This window comes from Sphingomonas dokdonensis (genome assembly GCF_002197685.1).
In the GTDB taxonomy this organism is placed as follows: Bacteria; Pseudomonadota; Alphaproteobacteria; order Sphingomonadales; family Sphingomonadaceae; genus Sphingomonas; species Sphingomonas dokdonensis.
On sequence record NZ_NBBI01000015.1, the window covers coordinates 1 to 19,859 of the forward strand.

18 protein-coding genes are annotated in these 19,859 nt (G+C 67.9%); 12 read left to right on the top strand and 6 right to left on the bottom strand.

Annotated features, from left to right (window positions below; genetic code table 11):
* Window positions 1–769, top strand: a 769-nt coding sequence (locus SPDO_RS16470; RefSeq protein ID WP_143559692.1) for a M23 family metallopeptidase, incomplete at its 5' end; no start/stop codon positions are given.
* Here the strand turns inward: SPDO_RS16470 and SPDO_RS16475 are convergent.
* A complete protein-coding gene (locus SPDO_RS16475) occupies window positions 770–1,594 on the bottom strand; it encodes an HTD2 family dehydratase (RefSeq protein ID WP_088368613.1) in 825 nt (274 codons plus the stop codon).
* 107 nt (window positions 1,595–1,701) lie between these two features.
* On the opposite strand from SPDO_RS16475, the gene SPDO_RS16480 reads away from it, so the two are divergent.
* Window positions 1,702–1,926, top strand: coding sequence for a hypothetical protein (locus tag SPDO_RS16480; protein ID WP_088368614.1), 225 nt, complete (start codon window positions 1,702–1,704; stop codon window positions 1,924–1,926).
* Between the two features lie 52 nt (window positions 1,927–1,978).
* Window positions 1,979–3,832, top strand: coding sequence for an AMP-binding protein (locus SPDO_RS16485; protein ID WP_088368615.1), 1,854 nt, complete (start codon window positions 1,979–1,981; stop codon window positions 3,830–3,832).
* Window positions 3,833–4,062: 230 nt separating this feature from the next.
* On the opposite strand, the gene SPDO_RS16490 is transcribed toward SPDO_RS16485, so the two are convergent.
* Both SPDO_RS16490 and SPDO_RS16495 read right to left on the bottom strand, forming a co-directional pair.
* Window positions 4,063–4,860, bottom strand: coding sequence for an arylamine N-acetyltransferase family protein (locus SPDO_RS16490; RefSeq protein WP_088368616.1), 798 nt, complete (start codon window positions 4,858–4,860; stop codon window positions 4,063–4,065).
* A gap of 26 nt (window positions 4,861–4,886) precedes the next feature.
* Complete coding sequence (locus SPDO_RS16495) at window positions 4,887–6,569, bottom strand: acyl-CoA dehydrogenase (protein ID WP_088368617.1); 1,683 nt, start codon at window positions 6,567–6,569, stop codon at window positions 4,887–4,889.
* A 37-nt stretch (window positions 6,570–6,606) separates the two neighbouring features.
* Here SPDO_RS16495 and SPDO_RS16500 point away from each other — a divergent pair, with 37 nt between their 5' ends.
* Window positions 6,607–7,536, top strand: coding sequence for an L-threonylcarbamoyladenylate synthase (locus tag SPDO_RS16500; protein WP_088368628.1), 930 nt, complete (start codon window positions 6,607–6,609; stop codon window positions 7,534–7,536).
* Here SPDO_RS16500 and msrA read toward each other — a convergent pair.
* Window positions 7,533–8,078, bottom strand: a complete 546-nt coding sequence (gene msrA, locus SPDO_RS16505) for a peptide-methionine (S)-S-oxide reductase MsrA (protein WP_088368629.1) — start codon at window positions 8,076–8,078, stop codon at window positions 7,533–7,535. The two genes, SPDO_RS16500 and msrA, sit on opposite strands and share 4 nt — an antisense overlap.
* Before the next feature lie 65 nt (window positions 8,079–8,143).
* Between msrA and galE the strand changes: the two genes are divergently transcribed.
* Entirely contained in the window at window positions 8,144–9,145 is a 1,002-nt protein-coding gene (gene galE, locus SPDO_RS16510; RefSeq protein WP_088368618.1) for a UDP-glucose 4-epimerase GalE, read from the top strand.
* Window positions 9,142–9,978 (top strand): HpcH/HpaI aldolase/citrate lyase family protein, encoded by an 837-nt coding sequence (locus tag SPDO_RS16515; protein ID WP_088368619.1) that lies wholly within the window; start codon window positions 9,142–9,144, stop codon window positions 9,976–9,978. The genes galE and SPDO_RS16515 overlap by 4 nt, the downstream gene beginning before the upstream one ends.
* Window positions 9,979–9,997: 19 nt before the next feature.
* On the opposite strand, the gene SPDO_RS16520 is transcribed toward SPDO_RS16515, so the two are convergent.
* Complete coding sequence (locus SPDO_RS16520; protein ID WP_158212225.1) at window positions 9,998–10,960, bottom strand: GGDEF domain-containing protein; 963 nt, start codon at window positions 10,958–10,960, stop codon at window positions 9,998–10,000.
* Window positions 10,961–11,092: 132 nt separating this feature from the next.
* Between SPDO_RS16520 and SPDO_RS16525 the strand changes: the two genes are divergently transcribed.
* Together SPDO_RS16525 and SPDO_RS16530 are read left to right on the top strand one after the other, a co-directional pair.
* Window positions 11,093–12,253 (top strand): acyl-CoA dehydrogenase family protein, encoded by a 1,161-nt coding sequence (locus tag SPDO_RS16525; protein ID WP_088368621.1) that lies wholly within the window; start codon window positions 11,093–11,095, stop codon window positions 12,251–12,253.
* Window positions 12,254–12,356: 103 nt separating this feature from the next.
* Complete coding sequence (locus SPDO_RS16530) at window positions 12,357–13,982, top strand: long-chain-fatty-acid--CoA ligase (protein WP_088368622.1); 1,626 nt, start codon at window positions 12,357–12,359, stop codon at window positions 13,980–13,982.
* A 219-nt stretch (window positions 13,983–14,201) separates the two neighbouring features.
* Here the strand turns inward: SPDO_RS16530 and SPDO_RS16535 are convergent, their stop codons facing one another.
* A complete protein-coding gene (locus SPDO_RS16535; RefSeq protein WP_088368623.1) occupies window positions 14,202–14,738 on the bottom strand; it encodes a MarR family transcriptional regulator in 537 nt (178 codons plus the stop codon).
* 177 nt (window positions 14,739–14,915) lie between these two features.
* On the opposite strand from SPDO_RS16535, the gene SPDO_RS16540 reads away from it, so the two are divergent.
* The 4 genes from SPDO_RS16540 to ahpC all read left to right on the top strand — a co-directional run bounded on the left by SPDO_RS16540 (window position 14,916) and on the right by ahpC (window position 19,701).
* On the top strand, window positions 14,916–17,126 hold the full coding sequence (locus SPDO_RS16540; protein ID WP_088368624.1) for a xanthine dehydrogenase family protein molybdopterin-binding subunit: 2,211 nt from the start codon (window positions 14,916–14,918) through the stop codon (window positions 17,124–17,126).
* Complete coding sequence (hemH, locus tag SPDO_RS16545) at window positions 17,123–18,130, top strand: ferrochelatase (RefSeq protein WP_088368625.1); 1,008 nt, start codon at window positions 17,123–17,125, stop codon at window positions 18,128–18,130. The genes SPDO_RS16540 and hemH overlap by 4 nt, the downstream gene beginning before the upstream one ends.
* 32 nt (window positions 18,131–18,162) lie before the next feature.
* The gene (gene phbB / locus SPDO_RS16550) at window positions 18,163–18,885 is read left to right on the top strand and encodes an acetoacetyl-CoA reductase (RefSeq protein WP_088368626.1); all 723 of its coding nucleotides are present in this window, start codon (window positions 18,163–18,165) and stop codon (window positions 18,883–18,885) included.
* 252 nt (window positions 18,886–19,137) lie between these two features.
* A complete protein-coding gene (gene ahpC, locus SPDO_RS16555) occupies window positions 19,138–19,701 on the top strand; it encodes an alkyl hydroperoxide reductase subunit C (RefSeq protein WP_088368630.1) in 564 nt (187 codons plus the stop codon).
* Window positions 19,702–19,859 lie beyond the last annotated feature (158 nt).

Here is a 19,859-nt window from a genome sequence, read left to right on the forward strand (position 1 = left end):
GCTACCGCCACCCCGCTTTCAGGTCGCCGCCACCGCCAGCCAGGGCGGACTGTTGCTCGGCACCGCGCCCGTCGGTACGGTCGAATTGCTCAAGGACGGCGAGCCAATCGCGCTCGCCCCCGATCGCCGCTTCCTTGTCGCCTTCGATCGCGACGCCGGCCCGTCATCGCTCCTCACCGCCCGCCTCAGCGACGGCCGCACCGCCACCCACAGCATCGCCGTCGCGCCGCGCGCGTGGCGGATCGAGCGGCTGAATCGCGTCGCCAAATACCCCGTGCCCAGCGCCGACTTCCAGCGCCGCCGTCCGGCCGAGCTTGCACAGATCGAGGCCGCAAGATCCCGGAAGGCGGCCGCCGATGGCTGGCAGCAGCGGCTGATATGGCCGGTCACAGGCCGGATTTCCGGGCTGTTCGGCGCCCAGCGCATCTATCGCGGCGAGCCCGGCTCCTACCATTCCGGCGTCGACATCGCCCGCCCCACCGGCACCCCCGTCGTCGCCCCCGCCGACGGCGTCGTCGTCTTGGCGGCCGACAACCCCTTCACCTTGGAGGGAAATCTCCTGATCATCGATCACGGCATGGGGCTGAACAGCGCCTTCCTCCACCTATCGCGCATCGACGTGGCGCCAGGCACGCGCGTCAAACAGGGCCAGCCCGTCGGCGCAATCGGCGCCACCGGCCGCGCATCCGGCCCCCACCTCCACTGGGCGATGAAGTGGAAGGACGCGCGCATCGACCCGCTGCTCATCGCCGGGCCGATGCCCGACTGATCAGGCCAGCAGCGCCTGCGCCTCCATGCACGCGCAGCCGTCCTGATCGGTCGTCCACAACGCCATCTCGCGCTCCCCGGCCATGTTGAGCGCCGCGTCGCGATCGACGAACAACGGCCGCGCCCCACGGAAGGAAAACTGTTTCAGGCGCGCGCCCGCCCGGTGGCGCAGCAGGTGATCCGCCAGCAGCATCGCCTGATACGGTCCGTGCACCACCAGATCGGGATAGTGCTCCTCCCCTTGCGCATAGGGCCGATCGTAGTGGATGCGATGCGCGTTGAAGGTCAGCGCCGAGAAGCGGAACAGCGCCGTCGCGTCGAACCGCACCGCCTCCCGCGCCTCCGCCTGCCGCGGATCGGCCGGCGCGGGCGGCGGCGTGCCATTGCCCGCGCCGCGAAACACCAGATCCTGCTCCTCGACCACCGCGGTCGCACCATCCACCACGATCTCGTGCCGCACCGTCACGAAGGTGAGCCGCCCCGAACGCCCGTCCTTCACCTTGGCGTCGGTCACCACGCTTCGCCGCGTGGCCTTCGCCCCGATCGGCAGCGGCGCGTGAAAGCTCAGCCGCCCGCCCGCCCACATCCGGCGCGGCGCATCGACCGGCGGCAGCGCCGCGCCGCGCGCCGGGTGCCCGTCCACCCCGATGGTCGATTGCGGTGCGTCGGGCAAAAAGAACAGCCAATGCGCCAGCGGCGGCAGCTCGCCCTTGGGCCAGTGCGCCCCGTCGTGATCGAACAGCGCCGCCAGCCGCCCGATCGGCGCCGCGACCAGATCGTCCTGCTGCTCCGTCACGATCGGCGACCAGCCTTCGAACTGCTCCACGCCCCTCTCCTCCCGCTAATTACCGCGCATGCCGTAACCGCGCCGCGCCGCCTCGTCACCCCGCACCGCCGGTTGAACCTCTAGCCGGAACGCCGCGTTGATCCGGCATGTCCGGCACCTCGCTTCGCCCCGTCGCCGCCCCCGCACCCGCGCGCCAGGAGGCCCGCGCGCGCATCCGGCTCGGCAGGCACAGCCGGTTCGACGCGCGGCTGTCGGTGACGAGCGACGGGCTGCTCGCGATCGGCGCGCTCGTCTCCTCGATCCTCCTGTCCACCGCCGTTCTGGTCCATGTAGCGGTGCGTGACGGCGGCAAGGCGCGCAATCAGCGCTAGGCGAAGCTAATACACCTGGCTTATATCGGGGCAAAATATAGGAGAGACCCTGATGGCGACCGCCCCCGCCGTGACCAACCCGCCCCCTTTTCGCCGCCTGCCGCAGAAGGGGCCGGACATTTCGGTCGAGCACCGCGCAGACGGCTCGATCCTGATCAGCTCGAACCATCCGATGGCCGAGGCGGCGCGCTCGATCCCGCATGTCATGGCCGAAAAAGCGGCGCTCCATCCGGATCGCCCCTGGCTGATGCAGCGCGCGCCCGGCCATGGCCCGTGGCAGGGTGTGACGTACGCCGAGGGGAAGAAGGCTGCGGATAGCGTCGCGCAATGGCTGCTCGATCGCGGTCTCGGCGCGGACGACGCGGTGATGTGCATCAGCGGCAATTCGGTCGCGCACGGCATCCTCATGCTCGGCTGCTTCACCGCCGGCGTGCCGATCGCCCCGCTGAGTCCCGCCTACAGCCTGGTCTCCACCGACCATGCCAAGCTGAAACATTGCTTCAACACCGTGCGTCCGCGTATCGTGTTCGCGGAAAATGCCGAACAGTTCGAGCGCGCCTTCGCCACGCTGCGCGACCTCGATCCCTCGCTCACCTTCGTGACGATGGATGGCGGCGCAGGCACCATTCCCTTCAGCGACCTGACCAGCACCGTGCCCACCAACGCCGTTGACGAGGCACGCGACGCGCTCAGCCACGAGACGGTCGGCAAGTATCTCTTCACCTCGGGCTCCACCGGCATGCCCAAGGGCGTGCCGCAGCATCAGGGCATGTTCGTGAACCTGATCGCGGCGTCCGAGGGGCTGCGCGACGATCCCGACCCCGTCGATCACCCGATCTCGCTCGACTGGATGCCGTGGAACCACATTTCCGCCGGCACGATCCACTTCAACGCCAACATCGCCGGCGGCGGCACGCTCTACATCGACGAGGGCAAGCCCGTGCCCGGCATGTTCGAGACCACCATCGCAAACCTGCGCGACGTCTCACCGATGAGCTTCGGTTCGGCGCCCGTCGCCTTCGCCATGCTGGCCGACGCAATGGAGCGCGATCCCAGCTTGCGAAAGGCGTTCTTCAAGAATTTGCGCGGCATGGGTTATGGCGGCGCGACTCTATCTGACGATCTCTACGATCGCATGCAGGCGCTCGCGATCGCCGAAACAGGCGAGCGCATGCCCTTCACCACCATGTACGGTGCGACAGAGACACTGGGCGTCACCGTCGTCCACTGGGCCTCCGAACGCGTCGGCCTGATCGGGCTGCCGCTCCCCGGCTCGACGCTCAAGCTGGTGCCCAACGGCACCAAGCTGGAGGTCCGCGTCAAAGGCCCTACCGTCACGCGCGGCTATCACAACGATCCCGAGAAAACCGCCGCCGCCTTCGACGAGGAGGGCTATTACATGCTCGGCGACGCGGCGAAGTTCATCGATCCCGAGCGGCCCGAGCTCGGCCTCGTCTTCGACGGCCGCGTGACCGAGGATTTCAAGCTGTCCACCGGCACCTGGGTCTCGGTCGGCACGCTGCGGCCCGATATCTGCGCCGCCTGCTCGCCCTATGTGCAGGACGTGGTGATCGCCGGGCAGGACAAGCCGTTCATCGCCATCCTCGCCTGGCCGTCGCAGGCGGCGTTGCAGACGCTCGCCGAGGCATCGCCCGGCGCCGACCCGATCCCCGCGCTCGAAGGGCTGGTGAAAGAGAAGCTCGAAGCATTCAACGCCACCGCCGGCGGCTCCTCGCGCCGCGTCCGCCGCTTCGCCATCCTGCGCACCCCGCCGTCGATCGACGGCGGTGAAATCACCGACAAGGGCTATGTGAACCAGCGTGCGACCCTCACCGCACGCGACGATGTAGTGAAAGCGCTGTTCGCCGACGAACCCGGCGACGGCGTGATCGAGGTGGAGGCGTAAAGAGCCCGCATTCGCCCTGAGCCTGTCGAAGGGCGTGCCACACGCTCGCGCGTCGAGAGGCTCAGCACGCACGGGGAGGACTGCCCCCCTCACAAATTCAGCGACCGTCATTCCCGCGTAGGCGGGAATCCGTAAACGGTGAGGTCGCGGCTCCATCGAGCCGACAGCGTCTATGGATCCCCGCCTCCGCGGGGATGACGGTGGTAACCGGGGGGACAGGCCCCTCCCGCTCAGAACAGCCCGAGCGCCGCCACCTCGTCCTTCGACAGATCGATCCCGAACATCATGCTCAGCCGCATGCGATAGACCCGCGGATCGTCGATCTCCGCCGCGGTCTCCTCCTCGCCCGCGCGCCGGCGATAAGCCCGGTCGGTCAGCGTGGCGAAGCCATGCGGCAGCACGATGCTCACCACCTTCAGCGTGGTGAAACGCGTGTCGGGCGCCGTCGACGTCCACAGGTTGGAAAGCTCCAGATCGACCGGCCACACCGCGTCGGTGGTGAAGCTGTATTGCGGCTGGAACCCCTCGCCGCCGCCGCGCCCATCGGTGTTGGCGTGGTGCCCGTCGCGCAGCAGCATCCAGCCATGCGCCGCATCGCGCGTCAGGCGGAAGGTCGCACCATCGGGTGCGGTCGCCTCTGCCCCGTCGACCAGCGGCATCGGCGGCGTGTAACTGCCGCCGAAGCCCGGATCGGCGATCCACTCCTGCCCGTCGACCGTGACGAGGCTCAGCGTGTGCGTCCTGGGCGGCACCCCGCCGCCGTTCAGCCACACGCGCGCCAGCAGCGGCCGCGCCTCGAATCCCAGCGCCGCCAGCGCATCGAGGAACAGCCGGTTATGCTCGAAGCAATAGCCGCCGCGCTTGCCCACGACGAGCTTGCCGAACACCGCGTCCGACGAGATGCCGATCCCCCGCCCCAGCGGGATGTCGAGATTTTCGAACGGGATCGCCAGCCGATGCGCGCGCTGCACCGCTGCCAGCCCATGATGATCGACCGTCGCGCGCGCCGGCAGGCGAATGCGCTCCATGTACGCCGGCAGGTTGAAGGGCTCACTCACGCGGCAAAGGCCTCCGCCTCAAGCGCGTAGAGCGCGGTTGCCGGTGCCTCCGCCGCGGCGCGCAGCCCCATCGCCTCGGGCACGATCTGGTCGAGATAGAAAGCGACGACCGCCTTCTTCGCCTTGCCGAACGAATCGTCGCCCGCCTCGATCGCCTCACGCTCCAGCAGCCAGCCGCACGTCGCGACCGACAGCATCGTCAGGAACGGATAGCTCGCCGCCAGCCGATCGTCGGCATCCGCCGTCTGCAACCGCCGCCCGACTGCGTCGCACGCCGCCACCAGTTCGCCCAGCGCCTCATGCTTTGCGCCGCGCAGATCCTCGATCAGCGTCGCAAACGCCGCGCCGTTGGAGAGCGACAGCTTGCGCCCCACCAGATCGGCCGCCTGGATGCCGTTTGTCCCCTCGTAAATCGGGGTGATGCGCGCATCACGGAAGAACTGCGCTGCGCCCGTTTCCTCGACATAGCCCATGCCGCCATGCACCTGCACGCCAAGGCTGGCGACCTCGTTGCCCAGGTCGGTGCCATGCGCCTTGGCGAGCGGCGTTGCGATTTCCAGCCGGTCGCGCGCCGCGGCATCGCCGAGGTTCGCGCGGTCAACCTGCCCCGCAGCATAATAGACCAAGGCGCGCGCCGCCTGCGTCTGCGCCTTCATCCGCATCAGCATGCGCCGCACGTCGGGATGCTCGATGATCGCCGCGGCCTGCCCCGCCCGCGCGCCCTGGACGCGCTCGCGGGCGTATTCCACCGCCTTCTGCGTCGCGGCTTCCGCCACCTGCACGCCCTGCAGCCCGACGTTGAGGCGGGCATTGTTCATCATCGTGAACATCGCGCGCATGCCGCCGAACTCCGGCCCGATCAGCTCGCCGACGCAATCGTCATGGTCGCCGAACGAGAGCACGCAGGTGGGCGACGCATGCAGCCCCATCTTGTGCTCGATCGAGACGACGCGAACGTCGTTGGGCGTGCCGTCCTCGCGCACCTTGGGCACCAGGAACAGCGATATGCCCCGCGTCCCCGCGGGTGCGTCGGGCGTGCGGGCGAGCACCAGGTGAACGATGTTGTCGACCAGATCGTGATCGCCGAACGAGATGTAGATCTTGGTGCCCTTGATCGAAAACGTGCCGTCGCCGCGCGGCGTGGCGGTGGCGCGCAGCGCGCCGACGTCGCTGCCCGCCTGCGGCTCGGTCAGGTTCATCGTGCCGGTCCATTCGCCGGTCGCGAGCTTGGGCAGCCACGTTGCCTGCTGCTCGGGCGTGCCGTGATGCTGCAACGCCTCGATCGCGCCCACCGAAAGGATCGGCGCCAGCGCAAAGCCCATGTTGGCGCTGCCCAGCGTCTCCAGCACGGCGCATTGCACCGCGAACGGCAGCCCCTGCCCGCCGAATTCCTCCGGCACGCCGATCGTGCCCCAGCCGCCCTCGACATAGGCCTGGTACGCCGCCTTGTAGCCATCGGGCATCACCACGCCGTCGGGCGTCCACTTTGCGCCCACCGTATCGCCGGCACGCGCCAGCGGCGCCCATTCGCCCACCGCCAATTGCCCGATTCCCTCCAGCACCGCGTCGATCACGTCGGGGCTGGCAGCACCGTAGCGTTCCGTAGCGGCAAGCTCGCCGATGCGCACGATATGCTCAAGCACGAAACGCTGTTCGTTGACCGGGGCGGTGTAAGGCATGTTCTTCTCCAGTGTCGCGCCGCTATACCGTCCCGCGATGACGGCTCAAATCCCTCGTATCCTGCCTTATGGTGAAGCCGCGATCGCCGAGGCGGCGGCGCTGATCCGCGCGCGTGGCATCGTCGCCGTGCCGACCGAGACGGTCTATGGCCTCGCCGCCGATGCGACGGACGCTGACGCCGTGGCGCGCATCTATGCCGCCAAGGGCCGTCCGAGCTTCAACCCGCTGATCGTCCACCTGCCCGATCGCGCCGCTGCGGAGCGGATCGCGGTGTTTGACCACGCCGCGCTGGCGCTGGCGGATCTTTGGTGGCCCGGCCCGCTCACCCTTGTCCTCCCGCTCCGCGCCGACGCCGGGATCGCCGGCCTCGTCACCGCCGGGCTCGACACGATCGCGCTGCGCGTGCCCGCCCACCGCGCGATGCAGGCGCTGCTACGCGCCTCGGGCCGCCCGCTCGCCGCGCCCTCCGCTAATGCCAGCAACGCGATCAGCCCGACCCGCGCCGCGCATGTCGCCGCCAGCCTCGGCACCCGCGTCCCGCTGATCCTCGACGATGGCCCGACCCCCGCCGGGCTCGAGTCCACCATCGTGGGTTTTGGCGTCGGCAACGGCACCATCCTGCGCCCCGGCCCGATCACCGCGGAGCAGCTCGGCCTGTCAGCCGCCGTCCCCAGCACTAAAGTCACCGCCCCCGGCCAGCTCGCCACCCACTATGCACCCGCCAAGCCGCTGCGCCTCGACGCCACGGAGCGACGCGGTGACGAATGGCTGATCGGCTATGGCGCGGTCACCGGCGACGATACGCTATCCGCCACCGGCGATCCGATCGAGGCCGCCGCCCGCCTGTTCGACGCGCTCCATCGCGCCGACGCGGCACCGGCACCACGCATCGCCATCGCGCCGATTCCACTGGACGGCATCGGCGCGGCGATCAACGACCGCCTGCGCCGTGCCGCACACCGTTAGGCGCTGACCGTCGCTGCTTTGGACCGCGCCGCGAAGCTCTTGCGCAACTTCTGCAGCTTGGGCGGGATCACCGCGAGGCAATAGGGATTGCGCTGCCCCTCGCCGTCCCAATAATCCTGATGGTAATCCTCGGCCGGGAAATATTCGTCGGCCTGCTCGATCGTGGTCACGATCGGCTTGTCCCAATCGGCCTGCGCGCGCTTGATCGCCTGGTTCGCCTGCTCTTCCTGCATCACCGTCTCGGGAAAAATGGCGGAGCGATATTGCGTGCCCACGTCATTGCCCTGGCGGTTCAGCTGCGTCGGGTCATGCGTCGCGAAGAAGATGTCGAGCAGGTCGCCATAGCTCACTTGTTCGGGATCGAAGCCGACGCGGATCGCCTCGGCATGGCCGGTATCGCCGCCGCAAACCTGCTTGTACGTCGGGTTCGGCACGGTGCCGCCGATATAGATGCTTTCCACGCTCTCGACGCCGATCACGTCCTTGAACACGGCCTCGGTGCACCAGAAGCAGCCACCGGCCAGCGTCGCATATTCGGTCATGGGGAAGGTCTCCTTTGCGGCCAATGTAGGAAGCCGCTAGGGCGCGCGCAAAGAGGGAGATCGGCATGGCGCAGTTCGACGGCAAGGTGATGGTGACAGGTGGGGCCGGCTATATCGGCAGCCATGCCGTGCTGACGCTGCTCGATGCGGGATACGAGGTGGTCGTGATCGACAATCTCGTCACCGGCTTCGACTGGGCAGTCGATCCGCGCGCCGCCTTCGTCAACATCGCGGTCGAGGATGCCGGCGTGCGCGACGTGATCCGCGAGCACAACGTGCGCGCAATCATGCATTTCGCCGGCTCGGTCGTGGTGCCGGAATCGGTCAGCGATCCGCTCAAATATTACCGCAACAACACCGCCGCGACGCGCAGCCTGATCGAGAGCGCGGTGGCCGAAGGCGTGCCGCACTTCATCTTCTCCTCCACCGCCGCGACCTACGGCAACCCGACAAAGTCGCCGATCACGGAAGCCGACCCGCAACTGCCGATCAACCCCTACGGCATGTCGAAGCTGATGACCGAGGCGATGCTGCGCGACGTATCGGCGGCGCACCCGATGAACTATGGCGCGCTGCGTTACTTCAACGTCGCCGGCGCCGATCCGGACGGGCGCAGCGGCCAGTCGACCGTCGGCGCCACCCACCTCATCAAGATCGCGGTCGAAGCTGCGACCGGCAAGCGCGCCGCCGTCGGCGTGTTCGGCACCGATTTCCCGACGCGCGACGGCACCGGTGTGCGCGATTACATCCACGTCTCCGATCTTGCCGACGCGCATGTCGCAGCCTTGAAGCAGTTGATCGCCGCGCCGACCGACAGCTTCACCTTCAATTGCGGCTACGGCCGCGGCTTCTCGGTGCTCGAAGTGCTCGACGCGGTCGATCGCGTCACCAACATGACGATCGAGCGCCGCATCGAGGGCCGTCGTGCGGGCGACCCGGCGGAACTGGTGGCGGATAACAGCGCGATCCTCGCCGCGCTCGATTGGCAGCCGAAGCGCGCCGACCTCGACGGCATCGTGCGCGATGCGCTCGGCTGGGAACGCAAGCTGGCGGAGATGGGCAAGTGAAGCTGCGCTCGCTCCTGTTCGTCCCCGGCGACCGGCCGGAACGCTTCCCCAAGGCGGTCGCGACCGGCGCCGACGCGCTGATCCTCGACCTTGAGGATTCGGTCGTCCCCACCCGCAAGCCCGAGGCGCGCGCCGCCGTCCGCGCCTGGATCGAGGCGCCGCGGGACGATGGCCCCGCCATCTTCGTTCGCATCAACCCGGTCGACAGCGACGAGGTCGCCGCCGACCTGGAGGCACTCGCCGGGCTCTCACTAGACGGCATCGTTCTGCCCAAAGCGGAAGGGGCGTCATCAGTCGCCACGCTCACTAGCCGACTGCCCGGTGACTACGCCATCCTCCCCGTCGCCAGCGAGACCGCGGCGGCGGTGTTCCAGCTCGGCACCTTTGGCAGCGTCGCCGGCCGTCTCGCTGGCGTGACGTGGGGCGCAGAGGACTTGCCCGCCGCGATCGGTGCGATGACTGCGCGCGAAGACGACGGCAGCTACACCGATCCCTACCGCGTCGTCCGCGCGCTCACCCTGTTCGGCGCGCATGCCGCCGGCGTCCCCGCGATCGAGACGGTGTTTCCCGATTTCCGCAACCTCGACGGCCTCGCCGGCTATGCGGCGCGCGGCCGCCGCGATGGCTTCACCGGCATGCTCGCGATCCACCCGACGCAGGTAGCGGTGATCAACCAGGCCTTCACCCCCAGCGAGGCCGAACTCGCCCACGCCCGCGCCGTGGTCGCCGCATTTGAAGCGAACCCCGGCGCCGGTGCGCTGCAACTCGACGGCAAGATGATCGACGCGCCGCACCTGAAGAGCGCGCGCCGGCTGCTGGCGCTGGTGGATTAAGCGCCGGCCGTTACCCGCGTTAACGCCGGTCGGTTCGCCGCCGGCGCCGCGTCCGCTTGGCGACGTATAATGCGGCATCGGCACGCGCAAACAGCGCTTCTGCGTCGTAGCACATCCGGTTCTCCGGCACGGCACTGCCGCTGGTCGCGCCGATCGTGAACAGATGACCCTGCCACGCCACCGGCGCCCGCAGCCGCTGGGCAAAGGCGGCGATCTTTGCCTCAACCGTTGCGGGCGCCGGCTCGTCGCCAAGAATGACGGCGAATTCGTCGCCGCCGATACGGGCGGAGACCACCGCCTCGGGAAAGCTTGCCGCCAGCCGCTCGGCAAAGGCTTGCAGACAGGCATCGCCGGCAAGATGGCCGTAGCGATCGTTGATCGCCTTGAACCCGTCGAGGTCGAACAGGATCAGCGCCCCGACCGGCAAATCCGGCGCTGCCCGGTCGTGGTTCAGGAATCGCGCTTCAAAGATGGCGCGATTGGCAAGGCCGGTCAGCGCGTCGTTTTCCGCCAGCCGCCGCAGGGCCTCGAACCGCGCCTTTTCTTCGGTCACATCCTGTTTCATGCCGTGCAGCAGCCGCGTGCCGTCGGCCTGGCAGACCACCTCGCCGTTGATCCGCATCCAGCGCGGCGCGCCGTCCGCGCGCCTGATCTGCGCATCGAGCGTAAAGCTACCCCGCCTCTTAATCGCCAGCGCGCGCAATCTCTCCAGCGTGGCGCGCGATTCCTCAGTGTACATCGCGAGCGTCTCACGCCGATCGATCGCCGTCTCGAGTGGCAGGCCGAACAGCTCGTACACGCCAGACGTCCAGCTCAGTCGCTCATCGGCCAGATTACAGCTCCAGGCGCCCAGACCCGCCAGAGCCATCGCCCGATCAAGCATCGGATCGACCATGCCGGCCGCTTGCCAGCGGGACCAAGCCGCAGGGACGCGATCGGCGCGCTGATCAGATGCGGTGGCCGCATGGATAAGCATCGACATGCCGTCAGCGTTAGCGGCCCGCTCGTTAAGAGACGCTTGCCGCGCTGCATCCGGACGGCGATTAAAACTGGCGACACGAAACGAAACACGACATGAGCGGCCCTGTCCGATAATAATCATGCGGGAATGGGGATGACGAGAGGCCAGAAGATCGCCGCCAAGGTCGAGGCGTTTGTGCGCGAGCAGATCGTGCCGTACGAGCGCGATCCGCGCTGCGGCACGCACGGGCCGTCCGACGAACTGGTGCAGGAAATGCGCGGGCTGGCGCGCGCCGCGGGTGTGCTGACGCCGCATATCCTGTCCGACGGCGGCCATCTGACGCATCGCGAGACGGCGGACGTGCTGCGCGCCTCCGGCCTGTCGCCGCTCGGGCCCCTCGCGGTGAACGTGATGGCCCCGGACGAGGGCAACATGTACCTCCTCGGTCAGAAGGCGAGCCCCGAGCTCAAAGACCGCTTCCTCAAGCCGCTGGTCAGCGGCGAGGCACGTAGCGCCTTCTTCATGACCGAGCCCGCGACAGATGGCGGCGCCGGTTCCGACCCGTCGATGATGCTGACCACCGCGGTGCGCGACGGCAACCACTGGGTCATCAACGGCCGCAAGACGTTCATCACCGGCGCCGATGGCGCAAAGGTCGGCATCGTCATGGCCAAGGCCGATGAGGGCGCGTCGATGTTCCTCGTCGATCTGCCCGATCCCGCGATCCGCATCGAGCGCGTGCTCGACACGATCGACAGCTCGATGCCGGGCGGCCACTCCGTGGTCACGATCGACAACCTTCGCGTGCCCGCCGACCAGATGCTGGGCGACCCCGGCGACGGGTTCAAGCTGGCGCAGGTCCGCCTGGCACCCGCACGGCTCACTCATTGCATGCGCTGGCACGGCGCCTGCGCGCGCGCACACGAGATCGCCACCGATTACGCCAACCGCCGCCACGCCTTCGGCAAGCCGTTGGTCGACCACGAAGGCGTCGGCTTCATGCTGGCGGAGAACCTCATCGACCTGAAGCAGGCCGAGTTGATGATCGACTGGTGCGCCGACGTGCTCGACACCGGCGTGCTGGGCACGGTGGAAAGCTCGATGGCGAAGGTCGCGGTGTCGGAGGCGCTGATGCGCATCGCCGATCGCTGCGTCCAGGTGATGGGCGCCACCGGCGTCAGCGGCGATACGATCGTGGAGCAGGTGTTCCGCGAAGTCCGCGCCTTCCGCATCTACGATGGTCCCACCGAGGTTCACAAATGGAGCCTCGCGAAGAAGGTAAAGCGCGACTGGAAGGCGGCACAGGGGGCATAAGCCCAGCCGTCATGCCGGCCTTGTGCCGGCATCTACCGTGCCGCAAAACACAGCTAGCGTGACTGCCGGGCATGATCCGGCAGGACGGAAGATGGAGAGATGAATGCTGGGCCTGATGCAATCGGGGCAATTGACCGTCGATACCTTCCTCGATCACGCCGCGACCTGGCAGCCGGGTCGGGAGGTCGTCTCGCGCGATGCCGCCGGCCATGTGACCCGCTCCGACTACGCCGGCATCCGCAATCTGGCTAAGCAGGTTTCCGCAGCGCTCGCCCGCGCCGGCATCAAGCAGGGTGACCGCGTCGCCACCATGGGGTGGAACAGCCACCGCCATCTCGCCGCCTGGTATGGCGCGACCAACATGGGCGCGGTGCTCCACACGCTCAATCCGCGCCTGTTCCTCGAACAGATCGCCTATATCGCCAATCACGCCGGCGATCGCATCCTGCTCGCCGACCCGTCCTGCGCCGACGTCGTCGCGCAATTGCTCCCGCAGGCGCCGGGCATCGAGCGCGTCATCTTCCTGTGCGACGCCGCCTCCATGCCGCAGACCGACTATGCGGCCACCGCGTTCGACGATTGGATCGCTGGCGAGCCGGCGGAATACGCCTGGGGCGGGTTCGACGAGAATCTCGCCTGTGGCCTGTGCTACACCAGCGGCACGACGGGTAATCCCAAGGGCGTGCTCTATTCGCACCGCTCCAATTACCTCCACACCATGCTGACGCTGCAGGCCGACGCGCTGGCACTGTCAGCGCGTGACACGGTGCTGCTGGTCGTGCCGATGTACCACGCCAATGCCTGGGGCGTGGTCTATTCCGCCCCCGCCGTCGGCGCGAAGCTGGTACTACCGGGGCCGCGCATGGACGGCGAGTCGATCTGCGACCTGATCGAGGCCGAGGGCGTCACCTATTCGGCCGCCGTGCCCACCGTGTGGCAGGGTTTGCTCCAGTATCTGCGCAGTTCGGGCCGCAAGATGGACACGCTGCAACGCGTCACCATCGGCGGCTCGGCCGTGCCCGAAATGCTCGTGCGCGCCTTCCGCGATGAATATGGCGTGGAGGTCACGCAGGGTTGGGGCATGACCGAAACCTCGCCGCTCGCCACGCTCTCCACCCCATCAGCCGAGGTCGCGGCGATGGATGACGACGCGCAGGTCGCGCACAAGATCAAGCAAGGGCGCCTGATGTGCGGGCTCCGCTTCAAGCTTACTGATGACGCGGGCAAGCCGCTGCCGCACGACGGCGAGACCTTCGGGCATCTGAAGATCAAGGGGCCGACGATCGTTGCCGAATATTTCGGCGGCGAAGGCGGCGAGATCCTCGACTCGGACGGCTATTTTGATACCGGCGACGTCGCGACGATCGACCAGCGCGGCTACATGCAGATCACCGATCGTGCCAAGGACGTGGTGAAGTCTGGCGGCGAATGGATCAGTTCGATCGAGATCGAAAACATCGCCGTTGGCCATCCCGCGGTCGCGGTGGCGGCGGTGATCGGCGTCGCGCATCCCAAATGGGACGAACGGCCGATCCTGTTATGCCAGCTGAAACCCGGCGAAACCGCGACCGGCGATGACCTGCTCGGCTTTCTGGAGGGCAAGATCGCCAAATGGTGGATGCCCGACGACATTCTGTTCGTCGACGAGGTCCCGCTCGGCGCAACGGGGAAGATCGACAAGAAACTGATCCGCCAGCGCCTGACAGATTATGCCTTGCCAACAGCGTAAGCGCCTATGCGGCACTTACCGTGCCGTGCGGCGGAACAAAGGGCCGATCCAGCCGCTTTTCGGCGCATGGGCGCTGAGTTGAAGTCTGCGACGGCAAGTGAGTGCGCGGCGATGCTTCGCCTGGTGCTCGATTGCCTCGATCGAACGGCACCCGAACGCCACGGGCCGGACGCGCAGGCGCTGTCGATTGCAGCGCTGCACGTACAGCAGGCGATCGACCTAATTGATCACGCGCGCGATCTCGATTCCTAGCTGCCGGTCGCTGGTCACCGCATTGTCCAGCGCCCGTTCCACCCGCTCCACCGCCTCGGGTGTGAGCCGCGCGTAACTGCGCCGCTTGTCGAACGGATCCGCTTCGCGCGTGACCAACCCGCGCTTTTCCAGCAACGCGATCCAGCGCAGACCGGTGCTGGGCGGGATCTTCACCGATTGGCAGAGCGACGTGATCGATGTCGCAACCTGCTGGCGATGATGCACGTAAAGCTCCAGCAGGATACTCCACGCCGGATCGAAGAACAGGTCATCGCCAAAGGCTTCGTCACGGTGCTTGCGTGCGCGGATCCACGCCAGCGCGGTATTCAGCCGCGTCATCTTTTCGGTAGGTTGGCTCTCGCTGCGCCCCGACCTGTTTGTTGCCTCAGGCGGGATAGTCGCGGCGTCGACGCTCCGCTCGCTCGCCCCCATCGTTCGAGACAGTTCGGCAAGCACCTTTTCGATCCGCTCAAGAATCGGCTTTTCGTCTGAGCCAACGCTCATCTTTCCGCACCCCTCTTGCTGCCGGGTGTCTGTGCCGGTCAGCTATTGCCTACGCTTGGAGACGATAACGGTTCCCACGGTCAAGTTCCCCCGCATTATTTCCTCTATTCCTAGTTAGTTAATGACAGCCGGCGTATTGCTCATGACGCGGCCGGCGGCATTCGCTAAGCGGCGCTGATGATATCGCGACGCTCTTTGCTGGTCGCCGGCGGGGCCGGGCTGGGCCTTGCCGTTGCCTGGGCCGCATGGCCGCGCGATTACACCGTGGATCTGGCGCCGGAGCCGGGGGAAGACGCTTTTGGCGCCTGGCTGAAGATCGCCGAAACCGGCCGCATCACCATCGCCGTGCCGCAAGCAGAGCATGGCCAGGGTGTCTATACGACGCTGCCGCAGATCCTGGCCGATGAACTGGGCGCGGACTGGCGGACGATCGGTGTCGAGGCTGCCGTCCTCAACCCGCTCTACGCCAATCCGCTCGCCGCCCGGAGCCTGTTCGACGGCGGCCTGACGCAGGTGCCTGAAACCGTGCAGCGCGAACACTGGATCCGCTCTGCCCTCCTGCTGACCGCCGGCTCCACGTCGGTGCGAATGTTCGAGGAACCGCTGCGGCAGGCCGGCGCCGCCGCCCGCGTGCTGCTGGCCAAGGCGGCGGCGGCGCGCTGGGGCGTCGACTGGCAACAGTGCGAGACCAGCGAAGGCTTCGTCATCAACGGCGATCGGCGTTTGCGCTTCGGCGATCTGGCCGCCGCCGCCGCCGGCTTCGACCTGCCCGACGAACTGCCGCTGCGCATCGGCGACGAGGGCCGACTGACCGGGCAATCGCTCCCCCGGCTCGATGCGCCGGCCAAGGTGGATGGCTCGGCGAACTTCACCGCCGATGTGCGCCTGCCCGATTTGGTGTTCGCCAGCATCACCCAGGGGCCGGCCGGTGGGGAAAGCCGCCTGGTCCGCGTCGACAAGGCGGCGGCCGAGCGTGTTCGCGGGGTCATCGCCGTGGTCGAGAATGCCCATTGGGTCGCCGCCATCGCCAACAACAGCTGGGCCGCGATCCAGGGCGTGGCGGCGCTGCGCCCGCGGTTCGAAACGCACGGTGCGCTCGCTGACAGCGCCGGCCTCGCCGCCACGCTCGATGCCGCGCTCGCCACAGAGGGGCAACGTACCGCCAGCGTCGGTGACATCGCCGATGTGCTGCGCGGCAATGTCGCCCGTGCGGACTATTCGGTCGGCATCGCCCCGCACGCCGCGCTGGAGACGCCCACCGCCACCGCCTGGTGGCACGCCGACCAGCTGGAATTGTGGATCCCGACGCAGGCCCCCGGCCTCGCCCGCGCCGCCGCCGCGCGCGCCATCGGCGTCGCCGAAAGCGCCGTCACGGTGCATCCGATGCTGATCGGCGGCTCCTTCGGCCAGGCGCTCGATCATCAGGCGGTGGTGCAGGCCGCCGTGCTCGCGCTCACCGTGCGCCGTCCGGTCCAGCTCACCTGGGCGCGCCGCGAGGCGATCCTGCACGATTGCTTCGGCGCGCCGGCCAAGGCGCGGATGGCGGCGCGGCTGTCCGGCGACGGGCGTATCCTCGGCTGGCAGGCGCAGATCGCCACGCCTGCGACCGGCGCGGCGCTCGCCGCGCGGCTGTTGCCCACCGATCCGCTCGCCCGGCTTGCCGCCGCGCTGCCGGCCGGGGCGGATGGCTATGCCATGTCGGGCGCGGTGCCCGCCTATCGGTTTCCCGCCCTCGCGATCGATCATCACCGTGCCGACATCGCGCTGCCGGTCGGCCACCTGCGCGGCGGGGCCGATCGCGCCAACGCCTTTTTCACCGAATGCTTCATCGACGAGCTGGCGCACCGCGCCGGCGCGGAACCCATGTCGTTCCGCATCGGCATGCTCGGCCATGACGCCCGCCTCGCGCGCTGCCTCACCACCGCCGCCTCGCTCGGCGGCTGGGACGGCGGCATCGCCGGCAGCGGTCAGGGGCTTGCCTGTCACGCCATGGCCGGCAGCATGATCGCCGTTCTCGCCGAGGCGCAATATGGCGCTGGCGGGCGCCCCGCCGTCAGCCGCATCGTCGCCGCCGTCGATTGCGGCCGCGCGATCAACCCGGACATCGTGCGCCAGCAGGTGGAAGGCGGCATCGTGTTCGCGCTGGCGCTCGCCACCGGCCACACACCCGCGTTCGCCGCCGGCATCCCCGATACGCATACATTGGGCGATCTGCGCCTGCCGCGGCTGGCGGATATGCCCGAAATCACCGTGGAGCTGATCCCCAGCGCCGCCGATGCCGGCGGCGTCAGCGATCTGGGCGTGCCCGCCGTCGCCCCCGCCATCGCCAATGCGCTCGCTGCCGCCACCGGCAACCGTCCGCGCCACCTTCCGTTTGGGTCAGCATGAACAAGCCAGCCGATCACCCGCCGATCCCGCCACGCCGCGTCGGCGTGCTTCTCACCAATCTTGGCACGCCCGACGCGCCGGACGCACCCTCCGTCCGCCGCTATCTGGCCGAGTTCCTGTCCGATCCGCGCGTCGTCGAGCTGCCCAAATTATTGTGGCAGCCGATCCTGCGCGGCGCGGTGCTCACCACCCGGCCCAAGAAGTCGGCGCATGCCTATCAACAGGTCTGGCGCGACGATGGCTCGCCGCTCGCCGCCATCACCCGCGCGCAGGCCACCGCGCTGAACGGCGCCTTCGGGCCCGACGTGATGGTTGATTATGCCATGCGCTACGGTCGTCCCGCGATCGGCGACCGCGTCCAGGCGCTGAAGGACGCCGGGTGCGAACGGATCCTCCTCGCCCCGCTCTACCCGCAATATTGCGGCGCCACGACCGCCACCGCCAATGACAAGGCGTTCGCCACGCTCGCCAGCATGCGCTGGCAGCCTGCAGTGCGCACGCTCCCGCCCTATCACGACGATCCGGCCTATATCGACGCGCTCAAGCAATCGATCGAGGGGGGCCTCGCCGCGCTGGACTTCACGCCCGACGCGCTGCTCACCAGCTTTCACGGCATGCCCGAGCGCACCTTGCGCCTCGGCGATCCCTACCATTGCCATTGCCACAAGACCGCGCGGCTCGTGCAGGAGGCGCTCGGCCGCGAGGTGATCCTCACCTTCCAGTCGCGCTTCGGCCGCGCCAAGTGGCTCGAACCCGCGACCGACGTCGTGCTCGAGAGCCTGCCGGCGAAGGGCATCCGCAAGGTGGCGATTGTTGCCCCCGGTTTCTCCGCCGACTGCCTCGAAACGCTAGAGGAACTGGCGATCCGCGGCCGCGAAAGCTTCATCGCGGCGGGCGGCACCCACTTCGCCTATCTGCCGTGCCTGAACGACAGTCCGGTCGGCATTGATTTGTTACGCACCCTCATCGGGCGGGAGCTTGAAGGCTGGGTGGCCCTCCCCTAGCCTTGCGTTCTGGAGCGAGGGAGAGCGGAAGCATGAATCGGGTAGCGATCGTCACCGGCGGCACACGTGGCATCGGTGAAGCAGTCAGCCTCGCGCTTGAAGACATGGGCATCACCGTTGCGGCCAATTACGCTGGTGACGACAAGCGCGCCGCCGCTTTCTCCGAACGCACCGGCATCCGGACGTTCAAATGGGACGTGAGCGATTACGAGGCGTGCCAGGCCGGGGTCGCGCAGGTCGCCGAGGCGCTCGGCCCGGTCGACGTGCTGGTCAACAACGCCGGCATCACCCGCGACGGCACCATCCTGAAGATGACCTATCAGATGTGGAAAGAGGTCATCGATACGAACCTTGGCGGCTGTTTCAACATGGCCAAGGCGGTGTTCCCCGGCATGCGGACACGCGGCTGGGGCCGGATCGTCAACATCGGCTCGATCAACGGCCAGGCGGGGCAATACGGCCAGGTGAACTATGCCGCGGCGAAAAGCGGCATCCACGGCTTCACCAAGGCATTGGCGCAGGAGGGCGCGCGTGCCGGCGTCACCGTCAACGCGATCGCGCCGGGCTATGTCGACACGGACATGGTCGCCGCCGTGCCCGAGGACGTGCTCGACAAGATCGTCGCCAAGATCCCGGTCGGCCGCCTGGGCCAGGCCAACGAAATCGCCCGCGGCGTCGCGTTTCTCTGCTCCGAGGACGGTGGCTTCGTGACCGGATCGACGATGTCGATCAACGGCGGCCAGCACATGTACTGACGGCTGGCGGGTCGGCATCGCCGCATCCGACCCACGCTGCGGCCACGCCGCGGCGTCGATCACGCGCGTCCACCGTCCGTTCATGTTGCAGAAGCGGCTCGGCGCCGCAGCACATTCGTCGTTCCACACGATGTCCGGTTAGCCGCCACTCCGCCGTGATCGATAAAATCGATCGTTAAAAGTGGTTATAAGCGGTTACATCACTTGCTGCGCCGCACTATCTCGCCGCTGCAATCATTCAAGGAGACCCGCATGTCGCTCATCGGCACGACCATCAAGCCGTTCGAGACCCAGGCCTATAAGGATGGCAAGTTCATCACCGTCACCGACGCGGACACGCGCGGCAAGTGGGCGGTGTTCTTCTTCTATCCGGCCGATTTCACCTTCGTGTGCCCGACCGAGCTCGAGGATCTCGCCGATCATTACGAGACGTTCCAGAAGATGGGCGTCGAGATCTATTCGGTGTCGACCGACACGCATTTCAGCCACAAGGCATGGCACGATACCTCGCCGGCGATCGGCAAGATCAAGTTCACCATGCTGGGCGACCAGAACCACAACATCTCGAACAACTTCGACATCCTGCGCGCCGGCCAGGGCCTGGCCGATCGCGGCACGTTCGTCGTCGATCCCGATGGCGTGATCCAGCTGATGGAGATCACCAGCGAGGGCGTCGGCCGCAACGCGGTTGAGCTGCTGCGCAAGATCAAGGCGGCGCAGTACATCGCGGCGCACCCGGGCGAGGTTTGCCCGGCGAAGTGGGAAGAGGGCGAAACCACGCTTGCCCCGTCGCTCGACCTCGTTGGCAAGATCTGAGCCTCGCCGCTTAGACCAGGACAGGGCCGCGTATCTGGCCCTGCCCGCCCCGCTCCGTCATGCCGGGTTCGCCCCCGGCATGACGCGAGTGCGAAGCTAAGCCTCCACACACCAGAACCACCTGCCCTCACGCCAGCGGTGCGGCGCTCCTCCCCCCG